Below are 19794 nucleotides of genomic sequence, written 5' to 3'. Positions count from 1 at the left end.
AAACGTGTGCATGATAACAAAAAAATCTTGTATTCAGGCAGCTAAACAGGACTAATACAGCGGTTATTATGCTTTTAACATATAATAAAAAGGAATAAATGAATGCATAAGGGCTATTTCACAAGCTTAGAAGATTTACGTATCCTTGATAAGCACTATGTATTAAACGCTGGCTGAAGGTTTGCCGGTTCAGGAGGATAAAATGAATTTATCTGTGCTTGCGAACACGATAGTGTTCGCATTGTTATTATGCGTGCTTGGTCGAACGCAATCTGCCAGATGGAGTCTTTCCAGAAAAGTATTGCTGGGTATGATTCTGGGTGTTTTATTCGGGCTGGGGCTACAGCTTGTATACGGCACAGCCAGTCCAGCTGTTGATGCATCATTGCAGTGGATTAATGTAATTGGTAATGGTTATGTTCAGCTTTTACAGATGGTAGTGATGCCGCTAGTATTTGCTTCTATTCTGAGTGCGGTAGCGCGTTTACATAATGCCACACAGCTGGGCAAAATCAGCCTGATGACAATAGGTGTATTGTTGCTGACTACGGCTATTGCGGCCCTGATAGGAACTCTTCTTACCAGCTTGTTTGGATTGACTGCGAACGGCTTGATTCAGGGTGAGGCTGAAACTGCACGTTATATTGCAATTCAAACAAATTATGTTGGAAAGGTAGCCGATTTAACCGTACCACAACTGCTTCTTTCATTTATTCCGAAAAATCCCTTTGCTGATTTAACCGGAGCAAATCCAACATCTATTATCAGTGTTGTGATTTTTGCTGCATTTTTAGGTATAGCGGCATTAAAACTTTTGAAAGATGATGCCGCTAAAGGTGAAAGGGTATTGCTGGCTATAGATACGTTTCAAAGTTGGATTATGAAGCTGGTTCGGATCGTCATGTTATTAACTCCCTATGGCGTGCTGGCGTTAATGACAAAAGTAGTGGCCGCTTCCAATTTACAAGATATCATCAAGCTTGGGGCTTTTGTACTGGTGTCTTATTTGGGATTGACATTAATGTTTATGGTACATGGTTTGTTGCTAGGGGTTTCTGGTATCAATCCAAGAAAATATATACAGAAGGTTTGGCCGGTGCTGACATTTGCCTTTACCAGCCGCTCCAGTGCTGCTTCTATTCCGCTAAATGTCGAGGCACAGACACAACGCCTAGGTGTGCCAAAGTCGATTGCTGGTTTTGCTGCCTCTTTTGGTGCAACCATCGGGCAGAATGGCTGTGCTGGCCTGTATCCAGCCATGCTGGCTACTATGGTTGCACCAACAGTAGGAATTAATCCGCTTGACCCTTGGTGGATAGCTTCTCTGGTTGGAATAGTAACCATCAGCTCAGTTGGGGTAGCAGGTGTGGGTGGTGGTGCGACTTTTGCTGCTTTGATTGTATTACCGGCAATGGGCTTGCCGATTACACTAGTTGCGTTACTAATTTCGGTGGAACCTTTAATTGATATGGGCCGCACGGCATTGAATGTTAGTGGCGCCATGACCGCCGGTACTTTAACCAGCCAGTGGCTACACCAAACGGATCAAACCATACTAAATAGTAGCGAACATGATGAGCTTACACCATAATCGTTTTGAGTGAACTAAAACTACGTTGAATTTCAGCCAGTCTTTTAATACGGACTGGCTGAATTTATATTGATGCTCTCGCATTGATCTGAACAGATTGCGATTATGAATGCATTCAGAAAAACAGGGTAATTATATATAAATCAACCTGTTATGAATACAGCACAAGTAAATATTATCCAACTTGCTACTGAATATTTATCTGCTGTGTAGAACAATTTGCAACATGCGCCGGATGGGTTCTGCGGCACCCCATAAAAGCTGGTCGCCAACGGTAAATGCACTAATGTAATCACCGCCCATACCCATTTTGCGAATACGTCCGACAGGTACAGTTAATGTGCCGGTAACAGCCGCAGGTGTCAGCTCGTGCATGGAGGCATTTTTTTCATTCGGCACGACTTTTACCCAGTCATTAGCTGACGCCAAAATATGTTCAATTTCAGAGACCGGTAAATCCTGTTTCAGTTTTATAGTTAGTGCCTGACTGTGGCAGCGCATGGCACCCACACGTACGCACAATCCATCAATCACCAGTGGTTGGGTACTACGACCTAAAATCTTATTGGTTTCCACGGCACCTTTCCACTCTTCCTTTGACTGGCCATTACCCAGATCGGCATCAATCCAAGGAATCAGGCTTCCGGCCAACGGTACGCCAAATTGTGTCTGCGGATAAGCATCGCTGCGCAGAAAATCGGCTACTTTGCGGTCGATGGACAGAATAGCACTGGCCGGATCGGCCAGCTCAGTACTAACCTGTGATTCAATTGCACCCATGGCACTGATCAGCTCGCGCATATTTTGAGCACCAGCTCCGGAAGCTGCCTGATAGGTCATGCTGGTAGCCCATTCTACTAAATCTTGCTCAAACAGACCGCCAAGAGCCATCAACATCAGTGATACTGTACAATTACCACCTACAAAATCTTTGATTCCACTAGATAATGCAGTATCAATTACAGCACGGTTGACTGGGTCAAGTACGATAACGGCTTTATCACTCATACGCAGGGTAGAGGCAGCATCAATCCAGAAACCCTGCCAGCCTTGTTCACGCAATGGCTGATGCACAGCTTTTGTATAATCACCACCTTGGCAGGTAACAATAATATCCATTTGTGCCAGAGCTTCCAGATTATGCGCGTCCAGCAAAGTTTTAGCTGTCTGACCAAAATCCGGCGCTGCCGCACCTGCAGCCGACGTCGTGAAAAAATACGCATCAGCAATGTTCTGAAAATCATTTTCTTCCTGCATGCGCTGCATCAATACCGAACCCACCATGCCGCGCCAGCCAACAAAACCTACTTTCACCGGGTGCTCCTTAAGTCACTTTAAATGAATCAAAATCTCTGTTACCAGAAGTCGTTCACTCTTATAACCATATTCGTGACTATTTGTAAACTGTTAATTTTTGTTTGAATTGTATTTGATGCTGAATAGCACGTTTTGGCAGATTAGTGCTATCCGTTTGAGCTCAATTCTGGCCGTATAGAATCGGTAGCCATTCCGGTGTACACTTTCGCCTTTGTTTTTAGTTGGTGCAATCGATGAATTTACTGCGTACTCTGGCCAAAGTCAGCAGCATGACCATGTTGTCACGTGTGCTAGGTTTCATCCGTGACACCATAATAGCCCGCAGCTTTGGTGCGGGCATGGCAACAGATGCATTTTTTGTGGCGTTTAAACTCCCCAATCTGTTGCGCCGTATTTTTGCCGAAGGCGCATTTTCACAGGCCTTTGTGCCGATACTGGCTGAGTACCGCGAGACGCGTTCACCAGAAGCAACGCGGGCTTTTGTGCAGCATGTGGCCGGATTGCTGTCGTTTGTACTAATAATCGTGACTGCCATCGGGATTCTGGCTGCGCCGGTGGTAATTTATATTTCTGCGCCTGGTTTTCAACAAGATGCCGATAAATTTGCACTTTCTGTCCAGCTATTGCGGATCACATTCCCGTATATATTTTTGATTTCGTTGTCCTCACTGGTTGGCAGCGTACTCAATACCTATCATCAGTTCAGTGTGCCGGCTTTTACCCCCACATTTTTGAATATCTCCTTTATTGTATTTGCTTTATGGCTGGCACCATATTTTCATCCGCCGGTACTGGCTCTGGCATGGGCAGTATTTGTAGGAGGATTGTTGCAGCTGCTGTATCAATTGCCATATTTATTTAGGCTGGGTTTTCTGGCCATGCCTAAGCTAAAACTTAGGGACAAGGCCGTAAACCGTGTTTTAAAGCAAATGGCACCGGCCATTCTTGGTGTATCAGTGGCGCAGATATCTTTAGTGATTAACACCATCTTTGCTTCCTATCTGCAATCAGGTTCAGTATCGTGGATGTATTACGCCGATCGCCTAATGGAGTTGCCAACGGGTGTACTAGGCGTAGCACTGGGAACAATTCTACTGCCCACGCTGTCTAAACACTCTGCTACTAATGACATTGCCAGTTTTTCCGCTTTACTCGACTGGGGGTTGCGTCTATGTATGCTACTCACTTTGCCGGCAGCTGTGGGTATGGCGGTTTTGTCCTTTCCACTGGTAGCGACGCTGTTTATGTACCGAGAGTTCAATGAATATGATGCACTGATGACACAAGGCGCATTGGTGGCCTATTCTGTTGGTCTAATTGGCCTGATTTTGATAAAGGTATTGGCACCAGGTTTTTATGCGCGTCAAAACATTAAAACGCCAGTCAAAATCGCGATTTTCACCTTATGTATGACGCAGTTAATGAATCTATTGTTTGTGTGGAAACTGCATCATGTTGGTCTGGCTCTGGCCATCAGCTTAGGTGCCTGTATCAATGCTGGGCTGTTGTATATTCTTTTACGGCGGCAGAAACTGTATACACCCACAGCAGGATGGATGCGTTTTCTGGTACGGCTGGTGCTGGCATTGATCATTATGGGAAGCGGTCTGTGGCTCTTGCAGCATTATTTGCCGTTTAATTGGCATAGTGGCGGACTGATAAAAGTAGGTCAGCTAAGTGTCTTGATTGCGGCCGGAATTGTCTTGTACTTCGGTGCTCTTTTCGCATTGGGTTTCCGGATACGTGATTTCCGGCGTGCCGAAGCAGAATAAATAGCTCAATATTTTAGCCTTCTTGATGAGTAAAGTAAGCGTATTACTTGCGTTCAAATTCTTTCAATTCTTCGGCAATAAAATATTTAACCAAATCAGAGTACAGCGTTTTGATTACCTCTCCGTTTAGACCTTGCTCTTCTGCCCAGTGCTGGCGTTTTTCAAGCATGCTTTTAAAACGTTCACTGGCTTGAACATCGGCAGTATTTTTTTTAAATTTACTGGCTGCTTTGACATAACCGAAACGGATGGACAATAACTGAATTATCGCATAATCAATGTTATCAATTTCGCTACGGATTTCATTCATATTGCTGCAATCATCTGGCAGACGGTGTGGAGTATATGGCATATTTGTAAGTTATTTATTTATCAAGAAATTATATTTTAGGCTAGTAAAGATGTTATGTATAGTTAAAAACGTTAAGCTTAACAAATGAAAAATATCGATTAAAAGAATTTAATTCAAGTTAAACAGTGGGGCGTACTCTCAACCCTCTTAATTATGTTATTAGAATTATCTAAAAGTGATATTTATAGCGCAAAATTGTAACTAACAGGGATTAATAAAAAATTTTATAATTGATATTCAGTTTTCTTTAGCAGAAAAAAATATAGAAAATTAACAAGTAATTGTTCGAAGATATTAATGATAACAATTATCATTATATTATTGAAAACATTATTTTTTTATTTCTGTTTAATGTAATACGTACTTTTAATAACGTTCGAAATTAGTTACAATACATCAATTTTACCAATATTTGCATAAGGTCGGCGCAATTATGTTGGCGAATTATTTCCCCATCTTAATATTTGTTCTGGTTGGCTTTGCTGCCGGAGTTCTTTTTATTTCTCTGGGTCTGTTACTGGGACCAAATCGCCCGTATAAAATGAAGCAGGAACCGTTTGAGTGCGGTTTCGAAGCGTTTGAAAACGCACGTATGAAATTTGATGTGCGCTACTATCTGGTGGCCATTTTATTCATCCTCTTTGATCTGGAAGTGGCCTTTATGGTGCCGTGGGCCGTGGTGTTTAAAGAGCTTGGTGCCTATGGCTTCTGGTCGATGATGGTGTTTTTGCTGATTCTGGTTATCGGCTTTGTTTATGAATGGAAAAAAGGCGCTCTGGAATGGGAATAGAAGGCGTTTTAAAAAAAGGTTTTGTCACAACTACTGCCGATACCGTACTTAACTACGTGCGTACCGGTTCATTGTGGCCGGCTACTTTTGGGCTGGCCTGTTGTGCTGTAGAGATGATGCAGGCCGGTGCTGCCCGTTATGACCTAGACCGCTTCGGCATTATTTTCCGTCCCTCGCCGCGCCAGTCTGACCTTATGATTGTGGCCGGTACCTTATGTAACAAAATGGCGCCTGCCTTGCGCCGAGTTTATGACCAGATGGCAGAGCCGCGCTGGGTATTGTCAATGGGTTCCTGCGCCAATGGTGGCGGTTATTACCATTATTCCTATTCGGTAGTGCGCGGCTGCGACCGTATTGTGCCGGTCGATGTGTATGTACCTGGCTGCCCGCCTACAGCAGAAGCACTGGTTTATGGTCTGTTGCAATTGCAGCTGAAAATAAAGCGTACCGCTACCATAGCGCGGGTCTGAAAGTGAGGAAAATATGGCAGATATAGCAATACTGAAGGCCGTGTGTGAAACCACTTTCGGCGATAAAGTACGTTACTGTCTGGATCGCGGTGAGCTGACGCTGGATTGCGCCGCCGCAGATTATCATCAACTGATGCAAACCCTGCGAGACCACCAAGAACTTAAATTCGAAACTCTGATTGATTTATGTGGTGTGGATTATCAGAGCTACAAAAATGAACCATGGGAAGGCAAACGTTTTGCCGTTGTAAGCCATTTACTGTCAATCAGCAATAACTGGCGCGTTCGCGTGCGTGTATGGGCAGAGGAGGAAGATTTTCCTACGGTTGATTCTGTTGTGGACATTTATAACGGTGCCAACTGGTATGAACGCGAAGCGTTTGATATGTTCGGCATCCTGTTTAACAACCATCCCGACTTGCGCCGTATTTTGACTGACTATGGCTTTGTCGGTCACCCATTTCGTAAAGATTTTCCGGTTTCCGGCTATGTGGAAATGCGCTATGACGAGGCCGAAGGCCGCGTGATTTATCAGCCGGTAACGATTGAACCGCGTGAAGTCACGCCGCGCGTGGTGAGAGAGGAGCAGTACGGTGTCTAAATTACGCAATTACACCATTAATTTCGGGCCGCAGCATCCGGCTGCACATGGCGTGTTGCGCCTGATTCTGGAAATGGATGGTGAAAATATCGTTCGTGCCGATCCACATATCGGGCTATTACACCGTGGTACGGAAAAATTAGCTGAATCACGTACCTATCTTCAGGCATTGCCGTACATGGATCGTCTGGATTATGTATCCATGATGTGTAATGAACAGGCCTACTGCCTGTCTGTTGAACGTCTGCTGAATATTGATGTACCCATTCGCGCTCAATATATTCGCGTGATGTTTGCCGAAATTACTCGAATCCTCAACCATCTCATGGGTATCGGTTCGCATGCACTGGATATCGGGGCCATGACTGTGTTTCTGTATGCATTCCGCGAACGTGAAGACCTGATGGATATTTACGAGGCGGTATCCGGTGCACGTATGCATGCTGCTTATTTCCGTCCAGGCGGCGTTTACCGTGATCTGCCGGATTTCATGCCTAAGTATGAGTCCAGCAAATACCGTAATGCCAAGGTATTGCAAAAACTCAACGCTAGCCGTGAAGGCACCTTGCTAGACTTCATTGAAGACTTTACTAATCGGTTCCCAGCCTGCGTGGATGAATATGAAAATCTGCTTACCGATAATCGCATCTGGAAACAGCGTACAGTTGGTATTGGTGTGGTTTCACCAGAGCGAGCCATGCAGAAAGGTTTTACCGGCGTGATGCTCCGTGGCTCCGGTATAGAGTGGGATATTCGTAAGAAACAGCCTTATGATGCCTATGCTGCCATGGATTTCGATATTCCGGTCGGCATCAATGGTGACTGCTACGACCGCTATCTGTGTCGCATTCATGAAATGCGGCAAGCTAACCGCATTATCCGCCAGTGTGTTGACTGGCTCAGAACCAATCCTGGGCCGGTGATTACGGATGATCATACAGTGGCGCCGCCACATCGTACCGCTATGAAAGACGGGATGGAAGAATTGATTCACCACTTCAAGCTGTTTACCGAAGGGATGCATGTGCCGGAGGGTGAAGTTTATGTGCCCACTGAGCATCCGAAAGGGGAGTTTGGTGTGTATCTGATTTCAGATGGTGCCAACAAACCTTATCGCATGAAAATCCGTGCACCGGGCTTTGCCCATTTACAAGGTATGGATGAAATGGCACGCGGCCATATGCTTGCAGACGTGGTCGCCATTATTGGTACTCAGGATATTGTATTTGGGGAGGTGGATAGATAATGTTGTCCGCTGAGAGTTTAAAACAGATTGATACAGAACTGGCCAAATATCCGGCCGACCAGCGTCGCAGTGCCATTATGTCAGCCCTGCGCATCGCACAGACAGAAAAGGGCTGGTTACAGCCAGAAACCATCGAGGAAGTAGCAGACTACATAGGTATCCCACCGGCACAAGCATTAGAAGTGGCTACTTTTTACAATATGTATAACCTCCAGCCGGTAGGTAAATATAAACTCACCGTATGTACCAATCTTCCCTGTGCGTTGCGTGGTGGTGTCAATGCCGGTGAATATCTGCAAAAGCGCCTTGGTATTCGCTATGGCGAAACCACTGCTGACGGCAAATACACGCTTTTAGAAGGCGAATGCATGGGTGCCTGTGGTGATGCGCCGGTGCTGTTAGTGAACAATCATAAAATGTGTAGCTTTATGAGCGAAGAAGCCATCGAAGCGAAACTGGCGGAGTTGAACTGATGGCAATGTACCAAAATGGCGTAATTTTCAATCAGGTTGATACAACTGATCCGGAATGCTGGACGCTGGAAGCCTATTTAGCCCGCGGCGGCTATCAAGCACTAAAAAAAATCATTCATGACAAAATACCGCAGGACGATGTGATAGCCGAGCTGAAAACATCTGGCCTGCGTGGACGTGGCGGCGCTGGCTTTCCGACTGGACTGAAATGGAGTTTCATGCCGCGTTCGTTTCCAGGTACCAAATACATCGTCTGCAATACCGATGAAGGTGAGCCCGGTACATTTAAAGACCGGGATATCATTGATTACAATCCTCATGCCCTGATTGAAGGCATGATTATTGGTGGTTATGCAATGGGTGCGGCTACCGGCTATAACTATATTCACGGCGAAATCTTCGAAAGCTATCTGCGCTTTGAAACTGCTTTACAGCAGGCACGGGATGCTGGTTTCCTCGGGCAAAATATTCTGGGCAGTGATTTCAGCTTTGAGTTACATGCCCATCATGGCTATGGTGCTTATATTTGCGGCGAAGAAACCGCTCTGCTGGAGTCACTGGAAGGCAAAAAAGGTCAGCCGCGCTTTAAACCACCATTTCCGGCTTCCTATGGCTTATATGGCAAGCCCACTACTGTCAATAACACAGAAACGTTCTCTTCGGTGCCGTTTATTATTCGCGATGGTGGCCAGAAATTTGCGGATAAGGGTATTCCAAATAATGGCGGTACCAAGCTATTTTCAGTTTCCGGCCATGTAGAACGCCCCGGTAACTACGAAATACCGCTGGGCACACCGTTTAGAGATTTACTCGATATGTGCGGTGGCATGCGCAATGGCAAAAAGCTGAAAGCAGTGATTCCAGGTGGCTCCTCCGCACCGGTACTGCCGGCCGATGTCATGATGGAAATTACAATGGATTATGACGCCATTGCCAAAGCTGGTTCTATGCTTGGATCCGGTGCAGTGATTGTCATGGATGAAGATGTCTGTATGGTTAAAGCATTGGAGCGGCTAAGTTACTTCTATTTTGAAGAATCATGCGGCCAATGTACCCCATGTCGTGAAGGTACAGGATGGCTGTATCGCATTATCCACCGTATTACCTCGGGTAAAGGACGGCCGGAGGATTTAGATTTGCTGGAGTCACTCGGTAATAATATTTCGGGGCGTACAATCTGCGCGTTGGCGGATGCGGCGGTGATGCCGATTCAGGGCTTTATGAAGCATTTCCGCCCCGAGTTTGAGCACTACATCGAACACGGCAAACCCATGAAAGAACATCGCTGGTGCTAAGGCACTATCTGCTTAGTTAGGATTGCGAACCTATGTTACAAATTCAAATTGACGGTAAACAACTTTCTGTCGAGCAGGGTAGTACGGTGATAGAAGCCGCCCGTCAGGCCGGTACGTTCATTCCGCACTTTTGCTATCACAAAAAATTGTCCATCGCCGCCAACTGCCGAATGTGTCTGGTTGAGGTGGAAAAGTCACGCAAACCGTTGCCTGCCTGTGCCACACCGGTAACCGATGGTATGGTGGTGAAAACCGATTCTAAATTGACGAAAGATGCCCAAAAAGGGGTAATGGAGTTTCTGCTGATTAATCACCCGCTGGATTGCCCGATTTGTGATCAGGGTGGTGAGTGCTTGCTGCAGGATTTATCCATGGGCTATGGCAAAGGCGCCAGTCGTTACAGCGAAGCCAAACATGCTGTTGCCGGTAAAGAGATGGGGCCGTTGGTGTCGGCTGCCGAAATGAGCCGCTGCATTCATTGTACCCGCTGCATCCGTTTTACTGAAGAAATCGCCGGTAAACAGGAGCTGGCGATGAAAAATCGTGGTGAACATTCTGAAATTGCTCCCTTTAATGGCAAAACACTGGAAACCGAACTGTCTGGCAACGTCATTGACTTATGTCCAGTTGGTGCTTTAACCAGCAAACCATTCCGTTTTGACAGCCGTTCATGGGAGCTGAGCCGACGGAAATCCATTTCTGCCCATGATGCGCTGGGCAGTAATCTGATTGTGCAGACCAAAGACCATACAGTGCGCCGTGTGTTGCCACTGGAAAACGAAGCCATTAACGAATGCTGGCTCAGTGACCGCGACCGCTTTGCTTATGCAGGACTGTATCAGGAACGCTTAACCCAACCGCAAATCAAACAGGATAACCAGTGGCATACCGTCGACTGGCAAACTGCACTCGATTATGTGGCCAAGGGCTTACATGGTGTCAGCCACGATTTTGGCAGCGAAGCAATTGGCATGTGGGTCAATCCTGCCAATACTGTGGAAGAAATGCATTTGGCCGGCAAACTGGCTCAAGGACTGGGCATCACTGCTGTTGATAGTCGTCTACGAGCGCTAGATGGGCGACTGGGCGCAGCTGCAAAAGGGGCGCAGTGGCTGGGACAGAACATTGAGCAGCTCGTGGCTAATGAGGTAATTCTGATTGTTGGTGCCCGCCTGCGTCAGGAGCAGCCATTGCTCACCGCTCGCATACGGCAAGCCACCAAAAACGGCACACAGGTGGCAGTACTGGCTGCAGCCCAAGAAGAACTATTCATGCCTTTACTGGCTCAAGTTAGCCTGCATCCTTATCAGTGGATAGACTGGCTAAGCAATGCACTAAACAGTGAAGTAGGGCAGGCGTTATTAAAAGCGGAGAAAACCAGCATTATTCTGGGCGCTGATGTCCTTAATCATTCTGATGCCGCTGCCGTTTATGCTGCAGCACAGGATCTGGCAGAAGCAACCGGCAGTATTCTTGGTGTTTTGCCGCAAGCAGCGAACAGTATTGGTGCTGAAATAGTAGGCGTGGCGGCTAAAACGGCCGAACACAGTATTGCTGCGCAAATTACTCAGCCGAAACAGGCCGTGATGCTGCTGAATGTAGAACCCGATATGGATGTGGCCAATGGTGCTGCCGCTATTGCCGCGCTGAAACAGGCACAGACAGTCATGGCATTCACTGCATATGATAGTGCCGTATTGCGCGAAGTAGCCGATGTGATGCTGCCTATCACCCCATTTACTGAAACTTCTGGCAGCTTTATCAATATGGAGGGTCGGCTGCAATCGTTCCATGGTGTGGTACAGGCGTATGGAGAAGCCAGACCATTGTGGAAAGTATTGCGGGTACTTGGCAACGTCCTTGAACTGCTGGGTTTTGAGTATGAAAACACGCAGCAGATTCTGGCTGATGCCGTGGACAAAAACCAGTTACCTGCTTTGCTGAATAACCAAATTCAGCCGGTTGCCACTAGCAATCCTGCTATCAGTCTGGTACGAGTAGGTGGTGTCAGCCTGTATGCCACCGATGGCATTGTGCGCCGTTCAGCTCCTTTGCAGAAAACAGTACATGCTGCCGTTCCTGCTGCGCGAGCACACAGCCATACGCTTAGTGCACTGGGGCTGACAAATGGCGATACAGCATGGGCGAAACAGAACAATGATGCGGTAGCGGTCAGCGTAGCCGCGGACGATACCCTGCCTGAAAACGTACTGCTGCTGCCACTGCATCAGAGTAACTGGCAGCTGGGTGCTTTATTGACCACTGTGGAATTGAGTAAAGGATAATCATGCAAGCGTGGTTTCAACAATTATTAGGCAACGACTTCGGTTTACTGGTGTCTGTAATCGTCAAGATTGTCATCATCATGCTGCCGCTGATTATCACCGTTGCTTACCTGACTTATTTTGAACGTAAAGTCATCGGTTACATGCAGTTGCGCGTCGGTCCGAATGTGACCGGACCTTATGGTTTAATCCAGCCTTTTGCCGATGTATTAAAACTCTTATTTAAAGAAGTGACCCGCCCGTCACAGGCCAATAAAGCTTTGTTTTATATTGGCCCGATGATGTCGCTGATGCCGGCTTTTGCCGCTTGGGCAGTGATTCCGTTTAGCGAAACTTGGTTTCTGACCCGAATCAATGCCGGCCTGCTCTATATTCTGATGATTACGTCATTGTCGGTATATGGTGTCATCATTGCGGGCTGGGCATCCAACTCCAAATACGCCTTTCTTGGCGCCATGCGTGCTTCTGCTCAGACCATTTCCTATGAAATAGCCATGGGATTTGCCCTGATTGGGGTGATTATGGTGTCTGGCAGTATGGATTTTCACGATATCGTCATGGCGCAAGCCAAAGGTATAGCTGGTGGTTCCATTTTCTCGTGGAACTGGCTGCCACTATTTCCGTTATTTGTGGTGTATCTGATTTCGGCCGTGGCCGAAACCAACCGCGCCCCGTTTGATGTGGCCGAAGGTGAATCTGAAATTGTTGCCGGTTTCCATGTTGAATATTCCGGTTTCGCTTTCGCCTTGTTCTTTCTGGCGGAATATATTTTCATGATTCTGGTGGCCGCGTTAACAGCTTTGTTGTTCTTTGGCGGCTGGTTATCACCCTTTCCGCAAAGTTGGGGCTTCATTGGTACTCCGAGTGTATTGTGGATGTTCCTGAAAATGGCACTGGTGCTGTATTTCTATCTGTGGATACGGGCAACGTTTCCTCGTTACCGCTATGACCAGATTATGCGTCTGGGCTGGAAAGTATTGATTCCGGTCACCATTGTCGCCGTGATTGTTTTAGGATTGTGGATGATTTCACCCCTGTCTTTATGGCGTTAAACAGGGAGAGGCACTGATATGGCAAATATAATTAAAACTTTTCTGATGACCGAGTTGCTTGCGGGCATGAAAGTGACGTTAAAAAACTTTTTTGCACGTAAAGAAACCATTTATTTTCCGGAAGAAAAAACTCCGCAATCAGTTCGCTTTCGTGGGCTGCATGCACAGCGACGCTATCCCAACGGCGAAGAACGTTGCATTGCCTGCAAACTCTGCGAAGCTGTGTGTCCGGCTATGGCAATTAATATCGAGTCAGAAAAACGTGAGGATGGTACACGCCGTACCACCCGCTACGATATCGATCTGACCAAATGTATCTTCTGCGGTTTCTGTGAAGAAGCCTGTCCGGTAGACGCCATTGTCGAAACCCGTATTTTCGAATATCACGGCGAAAAACGCGGTGACTTATATTTCACTAAACCCATGTTGCTGGCCATTGGCGATCGCTATGAAGAAGACATCGCCAAATGCAAAGCTGCTGATGCACCCTATCGTTAAGAGGTGATCATGAATTTACCCTTAATTCTGTTTTATGTATTTGCAGCGGTTATACTGCTGGGTGCTATTAATACTGTAATTGCTAAAAATCCAGTACATGCAGTGCTGTTTCTGGTGCTGACCTTCTGTGCCAGTGCCATGATGTGGATTCTGATGCAGGCTGAGTTCCTCGGCATCGTGCTGGTGGTGGTGTATGTTGGTGCAGTGATGGTGCTGTTCCTGTTTGTCATCATGATGCTCAACATCGATATCGAACAGATGCGCGCTGGCTTCTGGCGCCATGCACCGATTGCTGCGCTAGTTGGAATACTGACCGCCGCCTTACTCATTGTGATTTTGGTGAATCCACAACTTGATCTGGCACATCTCGGTAGCGACAATCCACTGCCTGCTGACTACAGTAATGTACGCGATCTGGGTATGCAGATTTACACCACTTATCTGCTGCCGTTTGAACTAGCAGCCATATTGCTGGTATTGGGTATGGTGGCTGCTATTGCTCTGGTGCACCGGCAAACCCACAACCCACGTCGTACCAATCCGGCCGAGCAGGTTAAGGTACAGGCCAAAGACCGCTTCCGTATGGTGAAAATGCAGCCTGAAGTTGCTGCATCAGCTGACGATAACAAAGAAGAAGCATCAGAAGGGGAGCAGAAAGCATGATTACCTTAACTCATTATTTGGTACTCAGCGCCATCTTATTTGCCATCTCGGCCATGGGCATTTTCATGAACCGCAAAAATGTGTTGGTTCTTCTGATGTCCATCGAACTGATGCTGCTAGCGGTGAATTTTAACTTTGTCGCCTTTTCCCGTTATCTCGGTGATAGCGCCGGACAGATTTTCGTGTTTTTTATTCTGACTGTTGCTGCGGCTGAATCCGCTATCGGGCTGGCGATTATGGTGCTGATTTTCCGCAACCGACAGAGCATTAACGTACAGGATCTGGACAGCCTGAAAGGCTGATGGTTGAGAGGAACGAGAGAAAATTATGAGTGTTTATCTGATTATTGCTTTGGCTCCGCTCATCGGTTCCCTGCTGGCTGGATTGTGCGGTAAGCTGATAGGCCGAAAAGGGGCGCACAGTGTCACCATAGCCGGCGTTGCCTTATCCGCCGTATTATCGGCGTGGGTACTATACGGGTTTATGACAGGCGGCCGTCAGCCATTTGATGAAAACGTCTATACATGGCTGACCATGGGCGGGCTGGATTTCTCGGTGGGTTTTCTGATTGATACGCTTACCGCTACCATGCTGGTCATCGTAACCAGTGTCTCCCTGATGGTGCATATTTATACCATCGGCTACATGAGTGACGACGATGGTTACCAGCGTTTCTTCAGCTATATTTCCCTGTTTACTTTCTCCATGCTGATGCTGGTGATGAGTAATAATTTCATCCAGTTGTTTTTTGGCTGGGAAGCCGTAGGTCTGGTGTCTTATCTGCTGATTGGTTTTTACTACAAACGCGATAGCGCCATCTTTGCCAATTTGAAAGCCTTTCTGGTCAACCGTGTTGGTGACTTTGGTTTTGTGCTGGGTATTGGCCTGATTCTGGCTTATTTTGGCGGCAGTTTGCGCTATGCCGACGTATTCCAGCACATCGATCAAGTCAAAAACGCCACCATTGAATTGATTCCCGGCCATCCATGGTCACTGATTACCGTGACCTGTATTCTGCTTTTTGTTGGTGCCATGGGTAAATCAGCCCAGTTTCCATTACATGTATGGTTGCCGGATTCAATGGAAGGCCCGACACCGATATCTGCTTTGATTCATGCCGCTACTATGGTGACTGCTGGTATTTTCATGGTGTCGCGCATGTCACCATTGTATGAATTGTCTGATACAGCACTTGGTGTCATCATGGTTTCCGGTACCATAACCGCACTGTTTATGGGCTTTTTAGGCATGATTCAGCACGACATCAAGCGTGTGATTGCTTATTCCACCCTGTCGCAGTTAGGCTATATGACCGTAGCACTGGGTGCCTCTGCCTACAATATTGCTGTCTTCCATGTGATGACCCATGCTTTCTTTAAAGCACTGTTATTTCTGGCAGCCGGTAGTGTGATTATGGGTATGCATCATGATCAAGATATGCGCCACATGGGTGGACTGCGTAAATACATGCCAGTAACGTGGATTTGCATGTTGATTGGTTCTTTGTCTCTGATTGGTACACCATTCTTCTCCGGTTTCTATTCCAAAGATTCCATCATCGATGCTGTTAAAGCTTCAACACTGCCTTTCAGCAGCTTCGCTTATGTGGCACTGGTAGCCAGTGTATTTGTAACTGCTTTCTATTCTTTCCGCCTGTATTTTCTGGTGTTCCACGGTGAAGAAAAATGGCGCCAGAGCGGGCAGGGCGAACATCATCATGGCGAGGAACACCATGGTCTGCGTCCGCAGGATAATCCACATGAAAGCCCGCTGGTAGTGACTATTCCGCTGATTTTACTGGCTATTCCATCAGTGTTTGTCGGTATGTGGGCAATCAAACCCATGCTCTTCAGCGATTTTTATCATAATGTAATTTTCATCAACAGCGCCGCCCACCCTGCATTGGCCACCGTGGCAGAAGAATATCACGGTATTTTTGCCATGGCTCTGCACAGTCTGACTACACCAGTGTTATGGCTGGTCATTGCCGGCGTAGTTCTGGCATGGTTTTTCTACATGAAAAAACCACAGATTCCGGCGCGGATTGTGTCTTCCATCCGTCCGATATATACCTTGCTGGACAACAAATACTATCTGGATGCACTTTACTACAACGTTTTTGCCAAAGGCAGCCGACTGCTGGGAACGCTGTTCTGGAAAGTAGGTGATGTGCTCATCATTGATAAATTAATTGTTAACGGTGCTGCGCGCGTTGTGGCCACAGTGGCTGCACTGGTGCGACGGATTCAAACCGGCTACCTCTATACTTATGCAACTGCTATGGTGCTGGGCGTGTTTGTGCTGGTGGCATGGACATTCTGGCCGTTGCTGAAAACCATGTTCGGCGGTTAATTCAAGGCATTCAACTTAGTATTTTTAGGCTATAAATATGTACGATTACTTACTCAGTTTGGCGATTTGGCTGCCCGTGTTGGCCGGTATCGTTGTGCTGGCCACCGGCTCAGACAAGCACGCTGGGATAGCCAGAGTGCTGGCCTTAATAGGTGCGCTGCTATCCTTTCTCATCACCATACCGCTGTTTTGCAAATTTGATCGCTTGAATGGTGGCTTTCAATTTACAGAATTTCATGTCTGGATAGACAGCCTCAACATCAACTATGCCTTGGGCGTGGATGGTCTGTCTGTGCTGTTTGTGATTCTGAATAGCTTCACTACCTTACTGGTGGTGCTCTCTGGCTGGCAGGTGATTCAGAAACGACCGGCACAGTATATGGCCGCGTTTTTAATTATGTCTGGTTTGATCAATGGTGCTTTTGCAGCCATGGATGCCATTCTGTTTTATGTGTTCTTCGAAGGTATGCTGATACCGATGTATCTGATTATCGGTATCTGGGGAGGTCCTCGACGTGTCTACGCCTCCATCAAATTCTTCCTCTATACCCTGATGGGTTCATTGCTGATGCTGGTGGGTTTTGTTTACCTGTCTAATCAGACCGGCGGCTTTGCTATCGAAACATGGCACAACATTAAACATTTGGCCATGACTGCACAGGTGCTGCTGTTTATCGGTTTCTTCCTGTCTTTTGCAGTGAAAGTACCTATGTGGCCGGTACATACATGGTTGCCTGATGCCCACGTGGAAGCACCAACTGGTGGTTCCATGGTGCTGGCGGCTATTACCCTGAAAATTGGTGGATATGGTTTTCTGCGTTTTATGCTGCCGATTCTGCCGGATGCAGCACGCTATTTTGCTCCAGCGATTATTGTGCTGAGTTTGGTTGCCGTGATTTATATCGGCATGGTGGCTCTGGTGCAAACCGATATGAAAAAACTGGTGGCATATTCTTCCATTAGCCACATGGGGTTTGTGACCTTAGGCTTTTTCCTGTTTACTGGCGGTTACCTGAATGACTGGGCGTTTAAAGGTGCCATCATGCAGATGCTGTCGCATGGCTTTGTTTCAGCAGCCATGTTTATGAGCATTGGCGTGATGTATGACCGCATGCATACCCGTGATATCTCAGCTTACGGTGGCGTGGTTAACAGTATGCCGATATTTGCCTCATTCATGCTGCTGTTTGCCATGGCCAATGCTGGTCTACCCGGTACATCCGGTTTTGTGGGTGAATTCATGGTGATTGTCGGTGCGGTAAAAACCAATTTCTGGATTGGCGCACTAGCGGCACTGACTCTGATTTATGGTGCTGCCTATACTCTGTGGATGTTTAAACGGGTGATTTTTGGTGCTATTAAAAACCCCGAAGTGGCGCAATTAAAAGATGTGAATAAACGCGAACTGCTTATTCTGGTGATTTTGGCCGTAGCGGTACTTGGTTTTGGTTTGTATCCCGAACCTTTTATCGCCGTTGTGCATCAGGCAGCTAATGATTTAATTGTCCAAGCGGCACAAAGCAAACTGTAAGGAAATGTGAATGAACTGGACAGATTTAACAATATTTCCCGCTGTACCGGAACTGGTGCTAACTGGCGTACTGTTTGCCGTACTGCTGGTGGATTTATGGCTGAATGACCGGCAACGCTGGATAACCTGTACCTTATCTGTTATCGGCCTGATTTTGACCGCTGCTGTGCAGTGTCTGGTGTGGAAACAGCAACCTCAATATGCCTTCCACGACATGTTTGTGCTTGATGGCATGGCACAACTGGCCAAATTATGTATGTATGGATTGGTGATAGCCGTTTTTATCTACAGTCAGGCTTATCTTCGTGCCAGAAATATTTATCAGGGTGAATTTTACACTTTGACCTTGTTTGCTCTGTTGGGCATGAACATCATGGTTTCTGCATGCCATTTCTTAACCTTATATGTTGGGTTGGAATTACTGTCACTGGCATTGTATGCGTTGATTGCTCTGCAGCGCGATAGTGGCCGTGCAGCTGAAGCAGCGCTGAAATATTTTGTGCTCGGTGCTCTGGCTTCCGGTTTGCTGTTGTATGGCATTTCTCTGGTATATGGTGCAACAGGTACTCTGCAGTTGCAGCAAGTACTGGCTGCCAGTCAGGAAGGCACTAATCCATGGTTGCTGAAACTAGGTGTAGTATTTATTGTAGCCGGTATCGTATTTAAGCTGGGTGCTGTGCCTTTCCATATGTGGGTACCCGATGTGTATCAGGGCGCACCAACTGCTGTAACTGCTCTGGTTGGTACGGCGCCAAAAATCGCTGCCACGGTGTTTGCTTTCCGTATTCTGGTGTATGGTCTACTGACACAATGGGAAAGCTGGCGCGATTTGTTGCTGTTATTGGGGATTGCTTCTTTGTTTATTGGTAATCTTGCTGCCATTATGCAAACCAGTATCAAGCGTATGCTCGGTTTCTCAACCGTTGCACATATGGGTTTTATCCTGTTGGCGTTGTTGGCTGGTGAAGTTGGCTGTACTGCCGCCATTTACTATGCCATCACCTACGCTTTAATGGCTTCTGTGGCCTTTGCCATTTTGATGTTGTTATCTGACAAAGATATTGAATGCCAGAATATCAGTGATCTTGCCGGCCTGAATCAGAAAAATGCCTGGTATGCATTCCTAATGTTGCTGGCTATGTTCTCTATGGCTGGTATTCCACCCTTAATGGGTTTCTATGCCAAACTGGCAGTCATCAAAGCATTGCTTTCTAGTGGCTATGTGTGGGTTTCTGTGTATGCAGTAGTGATGTCATTAATTGGTGCGTTCTACTATCTGCGTGTGGTGAAAACCATGTATTTCGACACTGCGGATTCTGTGGCTGCACCTGTATTTAATATGTCCCTGCTGGGTAAAGTGGTGTTATCCATCAACGGTTTGCTTTTGTTGCTATGGGGTGTAGTGCCGGATGGCGTGATGGCATGGTGTGTACAGGCTTTGATGCATAGCTAAGGTCTTTTATCTATTTGACAGCAGCCTTTATGGCTGCTGTTTTTGCTGTTGGA

18 protein-coding genes are annotated in these 19794 nt (G+C 46.8%); 16 read left to right on the top strand and 2 right to left on the bottom strand.

The features are described from left to right. Positions 1-202 precede the first annotated feature (202 nt). Complete coding sequence (locus ACQP6D_RS09945) at positions 203-1591, top strand: L-cystine transporter (protein WP_427858090.1); 1389 nt, start codon at positions 203-205, stop codon at positions 1589-1591. A 198-nt stretch (positions 1592-1789) separates the two neighbouring features. Here ACQP6D_RS09945 and asd read toward each other — a convergent pair whose 3' ends face one another. Beyond that, on the bottom strand, positions 1790-2905 hold the full coding sequence (asd, locus tag ACQP6D_RS09940) for an aspartate-semialdehyde dehydrogenase (protein WP_267392094.1): 1116 nt from the start codon (positions 2903-2905) through the stop codon (positions 1790-1792). Between the two features lie 236 nt (positions 2906-3141). Here asd and murJ point away from each other — a divergent pair, with 236 nt between their 5' ends. Further along, complete coding sequence (gene murJ, locus ACQP6D_RS09935) at positions 3142-4680, top strand: murein biosynthesis integral membrane protein MurJ (RefSeq protein WP_267404473.1); 1539 nt, start codon at positions 3142-3144, stop codon at positions 4678-4680. Positions 4681-4723: 43 nt separating this feature from the next. Here the strand turns inward: murJ and ACQP6D_RS09930 are convergent, their stop codons facing one another. Further along, the gene (locus tag ACQP6D_RS09930) at positions 4724-4990 is read right to left on the bottom strand and encodes a chorismate mutase (RefSeq protein WP_218965379.1); all 267 of its coding nucleotides are present in this window, start codon (positions 4988-4990) and stop codon (positions 4724-4726) included. 475 nt (positions 4991-5465) lie between these two features. Here ACQP6D_RS09930 and ACQP6D_RS09925 point away from each other — a divergent pair, with 475 nt between their 5' ends. The 14 genes from ACQP6D_RS09925 to nuoN are packed head-to-tail and all read left to right on the top strand — an operon-like array spanning position 5466 to position 19741. Next, positions 5466-5822 (top strand): NADH-quinone oxidoreductase subunit A, encoded by a 357-nt coding sequence (locus ACQP6D_RS09925; RefSeq protein WP_100090213.1) that lies wholly within the window; start codon positions 5466-5468, stop codon positions 5820-5822. Then, entirely contained in the window at positions 5813-6292 is a 480-nt protein-coding gene (locus tag ACQP6D_RS09920) for a NuoB/complex I 20 kDa subunit family protein (RefSeq protein ID WP_037407271.1), read from the top strand. Before ACQP6D_RS09925 ends, ACQP6D_RS09920 begins: the two co-directional genes overlap by 10 nt. Before the next feature lie 13 nt (positions 6293-6305). Further along, entirely contained in the window at positions 6306-6893 is a 588-nt protein-coding gene (locus ACQP6D_RS09915) for an NADH-quinone oxidoreductase subunit C (protein WP_267392090.1), read from the top strand. Then, positions 6886-8139 (top strand): NADH-quinone oxidoreductase subunit D, encoded by a 1254-nt coding sequence (locus ACQP6D_RS09910; RefSeq protein ID WP_100151420.1) that lies wholly within the window; start codon positions 6886-6888, stop codon positions 8137-8139. The genes ACQP6D_RS09915 and ACQP6D_RS09910 overlap by 8 nt, the downstream gene beginning before the upstream one ends. Next, the gene (gene nuoE / locus ACQP6D_RS09905; protein WP_100141445.1) at positions 8139-8612 is read left to right on the top strand and encodes an NADH-quinone oxidoreductase subunit NuoE; all 474 of its coding nucleotides are present in this window, start codon (positions 8139-8141) and stop codon (positions 8610-8612) included. Before ACQP6D_RS09910 ends, nuoE begins: the two co-directional genes overlap by 1 nt. Next, positions 8612-9907, top strand: coding sequence for an NADH-quinone oxidoreductase subunit NuoF (gene nuoF, locus ACQP6D_RS09900; RefSeq protein ID WP_427858089.1), 1296 nt, complete (start codon positions 8612-8614; stop codon positions 9905-9907). The genes nuoE and nuoF overlap by 1 nt, the downstream gene beginning before the upstream one ends. 32 nt (positions 9908-9939) lie before the next feature. After that, a complete protein-coding gene (gene nuoG, locus ACQP6D_RS09895) occupies positions 9940-12192 on the top strand; it encodes an NADH-quinone oxidoreductase subunit NuoG (RefSeq protein ID WP_427858088.1) in 2253 nt (750 codons plus the stop codon). Positions 12193-12194: 2 nt separating this feature from the next. Next, on the top strand, positions 12195-13244 hold the full coding sequence (nuoH, locus tag ACQP6D_RS09890) for an NADH-quinone oxidoreductase subunit NuoH (RefSeq protein WP_100151423.1): 1050 nt from the start codon (positions 12195-12197) through the stop codon (positions 13242-13244). Between the two features lie 18 nt (positions 13245-13262). Beyond that, positions 13263-13742 carry an NADH-quinone oxidoreductase subunit NuoI gene (gene nuoI / locus ACQP6D_RS09885; protein ID WP_100141441.1) on the top strand — a complete coding sequence of 160 codons (480 nt, stop codon included), beginning with the start codon at positions 13263-13265 and terminating at the stop codon, positions 13740-13742. Positions 13743-13751: 9 nt separating this feature from the next. After that, complete coding sequence (locus tag ACQP6D_RS09880) at positions 13752-14405, top strand: NADH-quinone oxidoreductase subunit J (protein WP_267404468.1); 654 nt, start codon at positions 13752-13754, stop codon at positions 14403-14405. Further along, positions 14402-14707, top strand: a complete 306-nt coding sequence (gene nuoK, locus ACQP6D_RS09875; protein WP_100141439.1) for an NADH-quinone oxidoreductase subunit NuoK — start codon at positions 14402-14404, stop codon at positions 14705-14707. The genes ACQP6D_RS09880 and nuoK overlap by 4 nt, the downstream gene beginning before the upstream one ends. 25 nt (positions 14708-14732) lie before the next feature. Next, the gene (nuoL, locus tag ACQP6D_RS09870; protein WP_370386649.1) at positions 14733-16757 is read left to right on the top strand and encodes an NADH-quinone oxidoreductase subunit L; all 2025 of its coding nucleotides are present in this window, start codon (positions 14733-14735) and stop codon (positions 16755-16757) included. A 37-nt stretch (positions 16758-16794) separates the two neighbouring features. Further along, positions 16795-18288, top strand: a complete 1494-nt coding sequence (locus ACQP6D_RS09865; protein ID WP_427858087.1) for an NADH-quinone oxidoreductase subunit M — start codon at positions 16795-16797, stop codon at positions 18286-18288. 10 nt (positions 18289-18298) lie between these two features. Continuing rightward, positions 18299-19741, top strand: a complete 1443-nt coding sequence (gene nuoN, locus ACQP6D_RS09860; RefSeq protein ID WP_367442112.1) for an NADH-quinone oxidoreductase subunit NuoN — start codon at positions 18299-18301, stop codon at positions 19739-19741. The last annotated feature ends 53 nt before the right edge of the window (positions 19742-19794 follow it).

Origin of the sequence: Snodgrassella sp. CS2 (assembly GCF_050310315.1) — a bacterium.
Classification (GTDB): domain Bacteria; phylum Pseudomonadota; class Gammaproteobacteria; order Burkholderiales; family Neisseriaceae; genus Snodgrassella; species Snodgrassella alvi_E.
This window is presented reverse-complemented; position numbering and strand designations above follow the sequence as displayed.